Origin of the sequence: Wenxinia marina DSM 24838 (assembly GCF_000379485.1) — a bacterium.
Lineage (GTDB): Bacteria > Pseudomonadota > Alphaproteobacteria > Rhodobacterales > Rhodobacteraceae > Wenxinia > Wenxinia marina.
In genome coordinates this window covers 341,611-355,377 of sequence record NZ_KB902276.1, presented here as the reverse complement: position 1 = coordinate 355,377, position 13,767 = coordinate 341,611, and the positions used below count along the sequence as shown (strand labels likewise).

Here is a 13,767-nt window from a genome sequence, read left to right as displayed (position 1 = left end):
GATGGGGCGGGACGGCCCAAGCCCCCGCTCAGAACTCGAACGGCCGGGCCGTCTCGCGGCGGCCGAGGGTCATGGCGTCGGCGACATGGATCATCGGCGCGAGGTCGACGTCCGACGCCCCGGCCCCGACCAGCTCGGCCATGCGGGCGTAGAGGGCGGGGTACTCACCCGGGATCGGCGCGCCGCCCGCCGCCGGCCCCTGCTCCGCCCCGTCGATGGTCAGCCGGTGACCGCCCTCGCTCAGCGTCAGCCGGCCTGCGTCGGTATCGACCTCGATCCTCCAGGTCTGCTCGCCCTCGTGCCGCCAGTCGAAGACCGCGCGGACGTTGCCCGAGAGGGCGATCTCGGCCCCGATGGGGGTCTGCCGGTTCTCCGGTACCTCCAGCGTGGCCTGTTGCACGTGGATGTCGAAGGGCAGGATCGCGGTCAGGATGGACAGCGCGTTGATGCCGGGGTCGAACACGCCCATGCCGCCGGGCTCGAAGACCCATTCCTGCCCGGGATGCCAGCGCCGCACGTCCTCGCGCCAGTCGATGGCGACCCGCTCGATGCGCTTGTCCGCCAGCCAGTCCCGCGCCGGCGCGACGCCCGGCGCCATGCGGCTGTGCCACGTGGCGTAGAGCGTCAGCCCCGCCTCGTCCGCCAGCCGCGCCAGCGCCTGCACCTCGGCCAGCGTCGCGCCCGGCGGCTTCTCCAGCATGACGTGCCGGCCCGCCCGCAGCGCCGCCTCGGCATAGGCGTAGCGCGGTACCGGCGGCAGGCAGAGCGAGACGGTGCCGACCTCCGGCCGTCCCTCGAGGAACGCGTCGAAGTCGGTGAACGCCTCGACGCCCTCCACCGTGCCCGAGCGGGAGACGGTCGCGACGAGCCGCCAGTCCTCCGACGCCGCCAGCGCGGGCACGTGCTGGTCGGTCGCGATCTTGCCGATGCCGACGAGGGCGATGTCCCGCATCAGTGGCTGTCCCGCCCCACCGGCGCGCCCCGGCAACCCTTGAGGAAGTCGAGGTCGGCGCCGGAATCCGCGCCCTCCACGTGGTCGTGGTGCAGCATCGCGTAGCCCGAAGTCGGCCGCTCGATGGGCGAGACCCAGGCGGCGACTCGCTTCGCCAGCTCCTCGTTGGGGATGTCGAGGTGCAGGCGCCGGTTCGGCACGTCCAGCTCGATGAAGTCGCCGGACTGGACGACGGCGAGCGGCCCGCCCTGCGCCGCCTCGGGCGAGACGTGCAGGACCACGGTGCCGAAGGCGGTGCCGGACATCCGCGCGTCCGAGATGCGCACCATGTCGGTGATGCCCTTCCTCAGCACCTTCGCCGGCAGCGCCATGTTCCCGACCTCGGCCATGCCGGGATAGCCCTTGGGTCCGCAGTTCTTCAACACCATCACGCAGGTCTCGTCGATGTCGAGGTCGGGATCGTCGATCCGCGCCTTGTAGTCGTCGATGTCTTCGAACACGACGGCCCGGCCCCGGTGCACCATCAGCGTGGCCGTGGCGGCAGAGGGCTTCAGCACCGCGCCGAGGGGGGCGAGGTTGCCCTTGAGCACCGCGACGCCGCCGGACTGGGTCAGCGGGCGGTCGGCGGGGCGGATCACCTCCTCGTTGTGGTTCACCACGTCCTTGACCTGCTCCCACGCGCTCTCGCCCGAGACGGTGAGCGCGTCCTTGTGCAGCAGACCCGCCTCGCCGAGGCGCTTGATGACGACGGGCAGGCCTCCGGCGTAGAAGAACTCCTCCATCAGGTACTCGCCCGACGGCATCAGGTTCAGGATCGTCGGCACGTCGCGGCCGCAGCGGTCCCAGTCCTCGAGGGAGAGATCGACGCCGACCCGGCCGGCGATGGCGAGAAGGTGGATCACGGCATTCGTCGATCCGCCGATGGCGGCGTTGGTGCGGATCGCGTTCTCGAACGCCTCTTTCGTAAGCACGTCAGAGGGTTTGAGGTCGTCCTTCACCATCTGCACGATGCGCCGGCCCGACATCTGCGCCATCACGCGACGGCGGGAATCGACGGCCGGAATCGCGGCGTTGCCCGACAGCGCCATGCCGAGCGCCTCGGCCATCGACGCCATCGTCGACGCCGTGCCCATCGTGTTGCACGACCCCGCCGAGCGGGACATCGAGGCCTCGGCGGCGGTGAACTCCTCGATCGACATGTCGCCGGCCTTCACCGCCGCGTTGAAGCGCCAGATGTGTGTACCCGAACCCACGCGCTCGCCGTTGAAGTAGCCGTTCAGCATCGGCCCGCCCGACACCATGATCGTCGGCAGATCGCAGGAGGCGGCCCCCATGAGCAGCGACGGCGTGGTCTTGTCGCAGCCGACGAGGCACACGACGCCGTCCATCGGCTGGCCGCGGATCTGCTCTTCCACCGCCATCGCGGCGATGTTGCGGAACATCATCGCGGTCGGTCGGAACGCGCTCTCGGACGCCGAGAAGACGGGAACCTCGACCGGAAAGCCGCCGGCCTCGTAGATACCGTGCTTCACCCGCTCGGCCAGGTCGCGCAGGTGCGCGTTGCATGGCGTCAGTTCCGACCAGGTATTGAGGATGCCGATGACCGGGCGGCCGTCGAACAGGTCGACCGGAAAGCCCTGGTTGCGCATCCAGCCGCGGTGGTAGATCGCGTCCTTGGACGTGCCGCCGAACCATTCCTGCGAGCGGAGTTTGCGGGGCCATTTGGCGGGCTTGAAGGACATTGCTCTTCCTCAGAGTGAACGGACGGTCGCAACGCCCTGATCGGACGCGCGTTTCAGGCGGTTGGACAGCGGCAGGCCGAAGTCCGGCGCCTCGATCTCGAAGACGTCGCCCTCTTCGGTCGAGACGCCGTCGGCGAAGGACAGGGTCGCGGTGCCGAACATGTGCACATGCACGTCGCCGGGCTGCCGGAACAGCGGATACTTGAAATGGTGGTGCTCGAGGTTGGCGAAGCTGTGGGACATGTTCGCCTCGCCCGACAGGAACGGCTTCTCCCAGATCACGTCGCCGCCCCGGCGGATGCGGCTGGTGCCGCGCACGTCCTGCGGCAGCGCGCCCACCAGAATCTCGGGGCCGATCGCCGCCATCCGCAGCTTGGAATGGGCGAGCCAGAGGTAGTTCACGCGCTCGGTCACGTGGTCGGAGAATTCGTTGGCGAGGGCCCAGCCGACGCGGGCGGGCGTTCCGTCGGGGGCGATGACGTAGAGGCCGGCCATCTCCGGCTCCTCGCCGCCATCCTCGGCGAAGGCGGGCATCTCCAAGTCGCCCCCCGGCGCGGCGAGGACGTGGCCGTTGCCCTTGTAGAACCATTCGGGCTGGGCGCCGGGCAGCTGCGCCGGCTTGCCGTTCTCGAGGCCCATCCGGAACATCTTCATCGAATCGGTGAGTTCCGCGTCGCTCTTGGTGTGCATCGCGTCGCGGGTCGCGGCGCTGCCAAGGTGCGTGAGGCCGGTGCCCGTGAGGTGCAGGTGCGCCGGATCGGGATGGGTCAGCGGCGGCAGCAGCGCACCTTCGGCGGCCAGCGCCGCAAGGTCCACCGCCTCGCCTGTGCCACGGGCGCCCACCACCCCGGCCAGCGTGCCGCCGCCTGACGCGGCCTCCATCGCCAGGGCGTACGTGCTGTCGGCGCCCGGCACGACGGTCGCGGTCTCTCCCTCGCGCCGGATCACGGCGGTGGCCCCGCCCCGGCGAACCTGTGACAGATGCATGGATCCTCCCCGGGGGCCCGTTCCCGCCCCCTATCGGGCCGTACACTTCCGTCTGCCGCGCCGGACGTCAACTCCCTGTTCCGGTCCGCACGCGACGCCGCTAGGGTCGCGCCGATTCCCAGACAGGCTCCCCCCATGTTCTCCGACGCCCTCCTCACAGATATCCGCTCCCGCTTCGCCCATGTCGAGGCGTGCCCCTTCTCCGGCCCCCGCATCTTCTTCGAGAGCGCGGGCGGCGCGCTGCACCTGAATGCCGTGGCGGAGACCTCGGCGAGATTCGCGGCGATCCCCGACAACCAGGGCCGCGACAACCCCGCCTCGGCAGCGCTGATGCAGGTGATCGCGAAGGGCAAGGACGACGCGCGGATGTTCCTGAACGCGCCCGGCGGCGAGATCTTCTTCGGCGAGAGCGGAACCGAGGTGCTGTACCGCCTCGTGCGCACCGCCGCCGTCGGCGCGGCCGAGGGCGGCGTGATGCTGGGCACCACACTGGAGCATCCGGCCAGCCGCGAGGCGATGGCGCACTGGGCGAAGGTGACGGGGCGGCCGCACGTGATGGTGCCGCACGACGACGCGACCGGCACCGTGACGGCGGACGCCTGGCGCACCCACCTGACGCCGGAGGTAAGGGTGGCGAGCGTCATCCACACCTCGCCCGTCACCGGGCAGTCGGTGGATCTCGCGGCCATCTGCGCGACGATCCGCGAGGTGGCGCCGGAGGCGCTCATCATCGTCGACGGCATTCAGCATGCCAGCCACGGCGCCGTCGACCTGTCCGAGGCGCGGCCCGACGGCTATGCCGTCTCGCCCTACAAGGTCTTCTCGCGCCACGGCTACGGCATCGGTTGGGCCTCGGACCGGCTGTCCGCGCTGCCGCGCGAGGGCATCGGCGGCAAGTGGGAGCACGGGACGCGGGACACCGGCTCCTACGCCACGTGGTCGGACGTCGTCGCCTATCTGGACTGGCTCGGCGGCACCGTGTCGGACGCTGGCGAGCCGCGGGCGCGGCTGGAGGCTGCGGCCGAGGCGATCGGGGCGCACGAGCGCGGACTGGCACAGGCGCTGATCGAAGGCTCGGGCAACCTCGCCGGCCTGCGCGATCTGCCGGGCGTGACGCTGGTCGGCGGCGAGGACGTCAGCCGCCGGGAGGGCGTTGTCTCGTTCGACGTGGCGGGCCGGCCGGCGGGCGAGATCGTGCGTGCGCTGGCGGACGAGGGCATCCGCGTCCATTCGCGCAACGCCGACGTCTATTCCGGCAACGTGCTGACGCCGCTCGGCCTCGCCGACTGCGTGCGGGTCTCGTTCGGGCACTACAACAGCCTCGCCGAGGTGCGCAGCCTGCTCGCCGCGATGGCGCGGATCATCGGGGCCTGAGTGGTCCGGGCCGGCGGCGGGACTAGCTGTCCCGTCGTCCGCACGAAGGAGAGAGCCCATGGCCGCCACACCCCCCGTCTGCGACTTCGGCTGGACCGCCCCGGACTTCACGCTGCCGGCCACGGATGGCCGGACCTACGCCCTGTCCGACATCCGCGGGCCGAACGGCACGCTGGTCATGTTCATCTGCAACCACTGCCCTTACGTGCTCGCCGTCCTCGACCGGATCATCCGCGACGCGACGGCCCTGCAGGCGCTGGGGATCGGCGTCGCGGCGATCTGCTCGAACGACGCGGACAGCCACCCGGCGGACAGCTTCGAGAACATGAAGAAGATGGCGGAGGAGCGGGACTTTCCGTTCCCGTACCTGCACGACGAGGACCAGTCGGTCGCCCGCGCCTATGACGCGGCCTGCACGCCCGACTTCTTCGGCTTCGACGCAAGCGACGGCCTGCAATATCGCGGCCGGCTTGACGAATCGCGCAATCGGCCGGCGGCGCCGGACGCGCAGCGCGAACTCTATGAGGCGATGAAACTGGTGGCCGAGACCGGCCGCGGCCCGGCGGACCAGGTGCCGTCGATGGGCTGCTCGATCAAGTGGAAGGCGGCGTGAGGGCGCGGATCGTCTTCGACCTCGACGGCACGCTCATCGACAGCCTGCCGGACATCCGCAAGCTTGCGAACGGGCTGCTGGCGCAGGAGGGGGCGGAGCCGCTGACGATGGACGAGGCGAGAGGCTTCGTCGGCGACGGCGCGCCGGCCTTCATCCGCAGGATGCGCGAGGCGCGCGGCATTCCCGACAGCGCGCAGGAGCGGCTGCTGAACGGCTACCTCGCCGGCTACGACGACGCGCTGGGCGAGACGCGGCTGTATCCCGGCGTGCGCGAGGCGCTGGAGGCGCTGGCCGGGCGGCACGCCCTGGGCGTCTGCACCAACAAGCCGATCTCGCCCACGAAGGCGGCGCTGGCGCATTTCGGCATCGCCGATCTGTTCGGGGCGGTCCTCGGCGGCGACAGCCTGCCGGTGCGCAAGCCCGACCCCGGCGCGCTGCGGGCGGTGTTCGAGAGGCTGGGCTCCGGGCCGGAGGTCTATGTGGGTGACGGCGACGTCGACGCCGAAACGGCGGCGGCCGCAGGCGTGCCGCTCCTGCTGTTCACCGAAGGCTACCGCAAGGCGCCGGTGGAGGACCTGCCGCACCGGGCGACGTTCGACGACTGGCAGGCGCTGCCGGGGCTGGTGGACGAGGTGCTGTCCTAGGCGCGCAGCGCGGCGCGCACGGCGCGGGCGGTCAGGCGATCCTTCAGACCCTTCGGTTGCGCGAGATCCAACCTGGCGAGCGCGGCGTCCTCTCCCTCCACCGCCGGGCGGCCGAGGGTCCGCGCGATCAGCGACGGAATGCCGAGGCGGCGGCCGGAGGCGGATTTCAGGCGGGCCAGAGCGGGGAGAAGCCGCTGCTCGATCTCGGTGAAGTCGGTGCCGAGGGGGAAGGCCGGCACGTCGTCGCGGAACCTGTCCAGCCAGTGTGTCACGGCCTCCGGCGTGTTGTTGCGACGGGCCGGCGGCACCTGCCAGTCCCTCGGCAGCTTGCCGGCCTTCTTCGCGGCCTCGGTCAGGTCGTCCTGATAGCGGGCGTCGGCGATGCAGACCATCGCGGCCGCGGCCTGCGCATCCGTCTTTCCGCGCAGGTCGGCGATGCCGTATTCGGTCACGATCAGATCGCGCAGGAAGTGCGGGATCGTGGTGTGGCCGTAGCTCCAGACGATGTTGCTCTCGGTGCGACCGTGGCTCTTGCGGGTGGCGGGGAGCGTCAGGACCGAGCGGGCGCCCTGGAGAGCGAAGGCCTGCAGGACGAAGTCCATCTGCCCGCCGACGCCGGAGACGGTGGTCTCGCCCTCCGTCGCATCCGAACAGACGGCGCCGAGGAGGGTCGCCTTCATCGCGGCATTGACGAAACGCGCACCCTGCCGGGCGGCACGCTTGGCGGCCTCGTCGCCGTAGAGGGCGTTGGTGAAGGAGACCGGGACCATCTCGAGCCGCCCGTGAAGATCGGGCTCCATCGCCTTGAGTCTGCCGTAGAAGTCGCGGCTCTCGACGAAGAACCCGGCGTGCAGGACGGCGCCCATCTCCTGCCTGCGGATCACGCCGGCCTGGACCAACGCGAGCAGGCCGGCGACGAACATCTCGGTCGTGCAGTAGAGGCCCGTCTCGAAGCGGCCGGCCTCGGCGAAGGCGGCGGAGAACGGATCGGCCTCCGCGATGGCAGGGAAGCGGCCGTCGCCGCGCAGGAGCAGCGCGTTGGCGACCGCGTCGCCGAGGGCGCCGATGCCGACCTGCAGGGTGCCGCCGTCGGGGATCGTGCGGGCGACGTGCAGGCCGATGGCGTGTTGTGCCTCGCTGACCGGCTGGCGCGGGGCGGAGAACAGCTCGAACTCCTCGTGGCCGGTGAGGAGGAGGTCGACATCCTCGGCCGGCAGGCGGGCGGCGCCGCCGAAGGCGGGCAGCGCAGCGTTCGTCTCGCAGGCGGCGAGGAAGTCGAGGGCGCCGTCGCGGCGAAGGCGGAACAGATCGGCGGAAATGTCGGTGTTGCAGGACAGGCTGAAGTCGTCGCCGAGGCGCGGGACGAGCTGGAGGAGGACGTTGGGCCGCCGCTCGACCAGCCGGTCGAATGCGTGGACATAGGCGGCGGGCGTGTAGGACTGCTGGACCGTCTCGTTGCTCATCCAGCGGCCGGCCATGAGGAAGAACTCGCGAACCTCGATGTTCGGCGGCAGCGTGCCGTCGCGGAGCATCCGGGCGTAGGCGATCTCGGGATAACGGCCGAAGAGCCTGTCCGCGGCGGGCTCGAGGAACCGCCGCTCCAGGTCCGAGGACGCGGCGGGGCGCTCCAGCGTCAAGGCCGTGAAGATCGAGAGGTTCAGCGAGCGGTCTTCGCGCACCACGTCGATCAGCGCATTCAGCAGCGTGACCGGTTTGCCGAGGCCGAGGGGAAGCGCCACCCGGATGTCGGGACCGACGCGGGCGGCGATCTCCCGGACAAGGGCGCGGGGGTCGCGCGACGTGACCGGCGCCACGTCAGGCGAGCCGGGACCAGCCGGCATCAGGGCGGAAGCGCGGCCCGTGCTGCTCTTCCAGCGTGCGCAGCGCCGCCGTCACCTCGCCCACGCCGCGGGCCCGGGCATAATGCATCGGCCCGCCGCGGAACGGCGGGAAGCCCGTCGCGAAGATCATCGCACCGTCGACGTCGTCGGGGTCGCCGACGACGTCCCTGCGCAGGCATTCGACGCAGGCGTTCAGCATCGGCAGGATCAGACGGTCGGTCAGACCGTCGGGCACGTCGCCGTCGCCGGGGTCGGGGCGGCCGTTCGACCAGTCGTAGAAGCCCTGCCCCGATTTCTCGCCGGTGTGGCCGTCGGCCACCAGCGTGCGGGCGCGCTCGGGCACCTCGGGGATAGGCTCGTCCAGGTCGCGCTGCAGGCTCTCGGCCACGTCGAGGCAGATGTCGAGGCCGACCTCGTCCGCGAGCGCGATCGGCCCCATCGGCATCCCGAACCGCACGGCGGCGCGGTCGATCGTCTCCTTTTCCACCCCTTCGTCCAGCAGCAGCATCGCCTCCAGCAGGTACGGCGTGAGCGCCCGGTTGACGAGGAAGCCGGGATAGTCGGCCACGGGGACCGGCAGCTTGCCGATGTCGCCGCAGAAGGCGAGCAGGCGGTCGCGGACGTCCGGCGCGGTGCCGTCGTGGGAGACGACTTCCACCAGCTGCATCTTCGGCACCGGGTTGAAGAAGTGCAGGCCGGCGAACCGCGCGGCGTCGGGGACGCCGTCGCGGAGGCCTGAAAGGCGCAGGGACGAGGTGTTGGTGGCGAGGATCGCGCCGTCCCTCATCCGGCCCTTCAGACCGTCGTACAGCTTGGCCTTCAGGTCCGGCTTCTCCGGCGCGGCCTCGATGATGAGGTCGGCGGAGGTGACGCCGTAGCCGTTCGGGTCCGGCATCAGCCGGTCGAGGGCGTCGCGGGTGCCGAGGCTGTCCAGATGGGCACCCTTGCAGATCTCTTCGGCGCGTTTCATCGCCTTGCCCAGCGGCTCCAGCGCCACGTCGCCCAGCGTCACGCGGGCGCCCTTCAGCGCGGCCCAGGCGGCGATGTCGCCGCCCATCGCGCCCGCTCCGATGACGTGCACGTGCGAGATGCCGCTGTCGCCCCTCGCCTTAGACTTCAGGCGCTGCTGCAGGAAGAAGACGCGGATCAGGTTCTTCGCGGTATCGGTGCGCAGCAGATCGGCGAAGGATGCGATCTCCGCCTGCTGCATCGCCTTGGGATCGGCGCCATGCTCTTCCCACAGGTCGATCAGGGCATGGGGCGCAGGGTAATGCTCCTTCGGGGCCTTCTTCTCCGTCTCCGACCGCATCCGGCGGGCGGCGAGGCGGCGGGCCTGCTCGAACCGGAAGGCGGAGGACATGAGGCCGGAGGACCGGGATGGCGGATCGTCCGCCAGCGCCCGCACGGCGTTGCGCACGTGCCGCTCCTCGGTGACGACGTCGGCGAGCCCCAGCTTCTTCGCCTTGCGGGTATGCGCAGACGAGCCGGTGAGCATCATCTGCATCGCCTCGGTCGGGTCGATCAGCTGAGTCAGGCGGAACGTCCCGCCGAGCCCGGGATGCAGGCCGAGGCGCACCTCGGGGAAGCCGAAGGAGGCACCGTCGATTGCGATCCGGGCGTCGCAGGCGAGCGCGATCTCGAGGCCGCCGCCGAGGGCGGCGCCGTGGACGACGGCTAGGGTCGGGCACGGCAGGGCGGCGAGGCGGTCGAGGATGGCGTGGCCCATGCGCAGCCGCTCTTCCGCGCCCTCGCGGCCGAGATCCTCGAATTCCTTTATGTCGGCCCCGGCGGCGAAGCCGCTCTTCTTGGCGGAGCGGATGACGACGGCCTTCGGTGTCGCCCCCTCCAGCGCGTCGAGGCGCTCGGCGAGGCCGGTGAGGACCAGCTCCGAGACGGTGTTGGTGCCGCTGTCCGGGCAGTCGAGAACGAGCCAGGCGATGCCGTCCTGATCGGTAGCGGAGCGCCACGCGCCGTCGGGGGCGACGTCCTGCGCCGGCCCCAGTTCCAGCGGCCAGCCGAGGTGCGAAAGAACGGGTCCGGGTTTCATGCAACCTCCAGCAGCATCGCGCCGCCCTGCCCGCCGCCGATGCACTCGGTGGCGATGCCGCGCGGGCGGCCGAGGCGCTTCATCGCGTTCGCGAGGTGCAGGACGATCCGGTTGCCGGACGTGCCGACCGGGTGGCCGAGGGAGATCGCGCCGCCGTCGACGTTGAGGCTGTCGCGGTCGATGCGGCCCCAGGCGCCGTCCAGACCCAGCACCTCGCGGCAGAAGTCGTCGTCCTGCCACGCGGCGACGCAGGACAGCACCTGCGCCGCGAACGCCTCGTTCAGCTCCCACAGGACGTCACCCGGCCCGATGCCGTGCCGCTGCGCCAGCGGGGTGGAGCACAGGACGGGGCCGAGGCCCATGACGGCAGGGTCGAGGGCGGCCCATTCGCTGTCGACGATGCGGGCGATGGGAGTCAGGCCGTGCCGCTCCACCGCCTCCTCGGAGGCGAGCAGCGTCCAGGACGCGCCGTCGGTGATCTGCGACGAATTGCCGGGGGTGACCTTGCCGTAGGGCTTCTCGAACGCCGGCTTGAGCTTGGCGAGGCCGGCCATGTCGCTGTCCGGCCGGACCCCGTCGTCGTGGTCGTAGGCGCGGCCGTCGCGGGCGACGGCGGGCTGCACCTCGTCCTCCAGCCACCCTTCCTTCTGCGCGCGGGCGAGGCGGTGGTGGCTTTCCATCGCGTAGGTGTCCGCCGCCTTGCGGTCGATGCCGAAGCGGTAGGCCAGGACCTCGGCGGTCTGGCCCATGTTCAGGTCGGTGATCGGATCCGTGAGACCGCGCTCCAGCCCGATGACGGGCTTGAAGAAGTCGGGTCGGACCTTTGCCGCCTGCCGGGCGGCGTCGATCGGCCCCCTGGCGCGGGCGAACCCGGCATACCATTCGGTCGCCTCGCCGGAGAGGACGAGGGGCGAATGCGACAGCGCCTCGGTTCCGCCGGCGAGGATGATGTCGTGGTGGCCGGCGGCGATGTAACGGAAGGCCGTGTCGATCGACTGCATGCCCGAGCCGCAGTTGATCTGCACGGTGAAGGCCGGCGTGTCGACCGGGATGCCGAGGCGCAGGGCGGCGACGCGGGCCGGGTTCATCTCGTCCGCGATGACGTTGACGCAGCCGAGAACCACCAGTTCGATGTCCTCGCGCCGCAGCGGCTGGCGCGCCAGCAATGGCCGGCCGGCCTGCACGGCGAGGTCGACGGGTGTGAAAGGGCCCGGGCCGGAGCGGGCCTTGAGGAACGGCGTCCGGGCGCCGTCGACGAGGTAGACGGGTCGGCTCATTCGGCGGCCTCCTGCTGCGGCCGGTGAGCGCCGGTGCCGAGTTGCGGGAAGTACTCGGCAAGCGCCTCGGGCGTGAAGTCGTCCACGGCGACGGTGGCCCGCACCGCCTCGTCCATCTCGCGCAGCTGCGCAGCCTCGGCGTCGGAGATCAGGCCGAGGTGAAGCGCCTCGTGCGGCGTCTTCCTGGCCTCGCGGAGGCGCTTGCGGATCGGCTCGGCGTTCACGACCAGCCGCCAGGCGCGGTTGAGCACCTCGACGCCGTCACGGTCGCACCCGTCGTAGCAGCGGCCGACGAGGCGGTCGCGGGCCGCGGACGGCTCCAGCGTGATCTTCGCCACGCGCTCGGACAGGTCGTCGGCAGGGCCGCGGCCGTGCCGGCGCGGAAGCGTGGCGGCGCGAAGGATCCAGGCGGCCCAACGGGCGGGAAAGTTGGCGAGGACGGCGTCGAGCGAGCGGCCGATGCGGTCGAACGCGACCTCGGCCGAGTGGTCGACCAGCGGCAGGTCCGCCTCGTTTCGTCCCTCGTCGTCCCACCGCTTCAGCGTGGCCGTCACGAAGTAGAGCTCGGACAGAACGTCGCCGAGGCGGGCAGAGATCATCTCCTTGCGCTTCAGCGCCCCGCCGAGGGTGAGGAAGGCGAAATCCGCCGTCAGCGCAAAGGCGGCGGACCAGCGGGCGGCGCGGCGATAGTGGCGAGCGACGCGGCCGGCACCCTTGGGCGCGGGGGCGAAGGCGGCGCCGGTCCAGGCGCGACCGACGGCGCGGCCGAACGTCTTCAGCGAGTGGGCGACGTGCTTCCAGAAATGCCTGTCGAACTCGGTGAGGCTCTTCTCCTCGTCCGGTTCCGACAGCGCCTGCATCTCGTCCAGCATGTGCGGGTGCGCGCGCACCGATCCCTGGCCGAAGATGATGAGGTTGCGGGTGACGATGTTCGCGCCCTCCACCGTGATCGCGATCGGCTGCGCGCGGTAGAGCGGCGAGAGGTAGTTCATCGGCCCGTCGATCACCGCCTTGCCGGAGTGGACGTCCATCGCGGCGTTGATCGCGTCGCGCATCCGATAGGTCGCGTGCGCCTTCATGATGGCCGAGATGACGGCCAGCGCCCTGCCCTCGTCCAGCCCTGCGCAGGTGAGGCGGCGGGCGGCGTCGAGAGAGTAGGCGTCGCCGGCGAGGCCGGCGATCACCTCCTGCACGCCGCCGAACAGGCCGATCGGCAGGCCGAACTGCTGGCGCACGCGGGCGTAGGCGCCGGTGGTGTGGGTCGCCATCGCGGTCGCGGCGGCCGAGAGCGACGGCAGCGAGATGCCACGGCCCGCGGCGAGCGCGCTCATCAGCATCATCCAGCCCTTGCCGGCATAGTCCGGCCCGCCGATGATGTGATCGAGCGGGATGAACACGTCCGTCCCGGTCGTCGGGCCGTTCATGAACATCGTGCCCGCCGGGATGTGGCGGCGCCCGGTCTCGACGCCCGGCAGGTCGGTCGGGACGAGGGCGCAGGTGATGCCGATATGCTCGGTCTCGCCGATCAGGCGGTCCGGATCCTCCAGCTTGAAGGCAAGGCCGAGCACGGTCGCGACGGGGGCGAGCGTGATGTAGCGCTTGGCCCAGGTCAGGCGGATGCCCAGCACCTCCTCGCCGTTCCACTGGCCCCTGCAGACGATCCCGCGATCAACCATAGCCGACGCGTCGGATCCCGCCTCCTCGGACGTCAGGCCGAAGCACGGAACCTCCTCGCCCGAGGCGAGGCGGGGCATCCAGTGGTCCTTCTGCTCTTTCGTGCCGAACTGGTGGAGCAGCTCGCCGGGGCCAAGGGAGTTCGGGACCATGACGGTCACTGCGGCGGCGACGGAGCGGGTGGAAATGTAGCGGACGATCTCGGAATGGGCGTAGGCCGAGAAGCCGAGGCCGCCGTACTCCTTGGGGATGATCATGCCGAAGAACTGCTTCTCGCGCAGGAAATCCCAGACCGCGGGCGACAGGTCGGCCGTCTTCTGGTTGATCGTCCAGTCGTCCAGCATCCCGCAGAGCTCGGCGCAGGGACCGTCGAGGAACGCCTGCTCCTCCGCCGTCAACGTCGGCGCCTTAACGGCGGCCAGCTTCGACCAGTCGGGATTGCCGGAGAACAGCTCCGCCTCCCACCAGACCTCGCCGGCGGCGAGGGCTTCGGCCTCGGTCTCGGACAATTGCGGCAGGGCCTTCCGCGCCCAGCGGAAGACGGGCTTGGTGACGTAGTCTCGTCGGAAGCTGGACATGCTGGCCCAACCCGGGCGGCCGCCGCCGGTTCCCTTCG

General features: G+C 71.0%; 10 protein-coding genes. 3 read left to right on the top strand and 7 right to left on the bottom strand.

The genetic code is table 11. The annotated features are described in order from the left end of the window. Positions 1 to 28: 28 nt before the first annotated feature. The 3 genes from A37W_RS0101770 to araD1 are packed head-to-tail and all read right to left on the bottom strand — an operon-like array spanning position 29 to position 3,681. Positions 29 to 952, bottom strand: a complete 924-nt coding sequence (locus A37W_RS0101770; RefSeq protein ID WP_018301311.1) for a Gfo/Idh/MocA family protein — start codon at positions 950 to 952, stop codon at positions 29 to 31. Beyond that, positions 952 to 2,694, bottom strand: a complete 1,743-nt coding sequence (gene araD, locus A37W_RS0101765) for an L-arabinonate dehydratase (RefSeq protein WP_018301310.1) — start codon at positions 2,692 to 2,694, stop codon at positions 952 to 954. The genes A37W_RS0101770 and araD overlap by 1 nt, the downstream gene beginning before the upstream one ends. A 9-nt stretch (positions 2,695 to 2,703) precedes the next feature. Further along, positions 2,704 to 3,681, bottom strand: a complete 978-nt coding sequence (araD1, locus tag A37W_RS0101760; protein ID WP_018301309.1) for an AraD1 family protein — start codon at positions 3,679 to 3,681, stop codon at positions 2,704 to 2,706. Positions 3,682 to 3,816: 135 nt separating this feature from the next. On the opposite strand from araD1, the gene A37W_RS0101755 reads away from it, so the two are divergent. The 3 genes from A37W_RS0101755 to A37W_RS0101745 are packed head-to-tail and all read left to right on the top strand — an operon-like array spanning position 3,817 to position 6,312. Further along, positions 3,817 to 5,055 (top strand): aminotransferase class V-fold PLP-dependent enzyme, encoded by a 1,239-nt coding sequence (locus tag A37W_RS0101755; RefSeq protein ID WP_018301308.1) that lies wholly within the window; start codon positions 3,817 to 3,819, stop codon positions 5,053 to 5,055. A 58-nt stretch (positions 5,056 to 5,113) separates the two neighbouring features. Next, entirely contained in the window at positions 5,114 to 5,668 is a 555-nt protein-coding gene (locus A37W_RS0101750) for a thioredoxin family protein (RefSeq protein WP_018301307.1), read from the top strand. After that, a complete protein-coding gene (locus tag A37W_RS0101745; protein ID WP_040753278.1) occupies positions 5,665 to 6,312 on the top strand; it encodes an HAD-IA family hydrolase in 648 nt (215 codons plus the stop codon). Before A37W_RS0101750 ends, A37W_RS0101745 begins: the two co-directional genes overlap by 4 nt. Here the strand turns inward: A37W_RS0101745 and A37W_RS0101740 are convergent. From A37W_RS0101740 to A37W_RS0101725, 4 genes are read right to left on the bottom strand one after another with little or no spacing between them, the layout of a single operon-like run. Next, the gene (locus tag A37W_RS0101740) at positions 6,309 to 8,153 is read right to left on the bottom strand and encodes an acetyl-CoA hydrolase/transferase C-terminal domain-containing protein (protein WP_018301305.1); all 1,845 of its coding nucleotides are present in this window, start codon (positions 8,151 to 8,153) and stop codon (positions 6,309 to 6,311) included. The genes A37W_RS0101745 and A37W_RS0101740 overlap by 4 nt on opposite strands. After that, positions 8,128 to 10,200, bottom strand: a complete 2,073-nt coding sequence (locus A37W_RS0101735) for a 3-hydroxyacyl-CoA dehydrogenase NAD-binding domain-containing protein (RefSeq protein ID WP_018301304.1) — start codon at positions 10,198 to 10,200, stop codon at positions 8,128 to 8,130. Before A37W_RS0101735 ends, A37W_RS0101740 begins: the two co-directional genes overlap by 26 nt. Next, positions 10,197 to 11,477, bottom strand: coding sequence for an acetyl-CoA C-acetyltransferase (locus A37W_RS0101730; protein WP_018301303.1), 1,281 nt, complete (start codon positions 11,475 to 11,477; stop codon positions 10,197 to 10,199). The genes A37W_RS0101735 and A37W_RS0101730 overlap by 4 nt, the downstream gene beginning before the upstream one ends. After that, entirely contained in the window at positions 11,474 to 13,729 is a 2,256-nt protein-coding gene (locus A37W_RS0101725) for an acyl-CoA dehydrogenase (RefSeq protein ID WP_018301302.1), read from the bottom strand. The genes A37W_RS0101730 and A37W_RS0101725 overlap by 4 nt, the downstream gene beginning before the upstream one ends. Positions 13,730 to 13,767 lie beyond the last annotated feature (38 nt).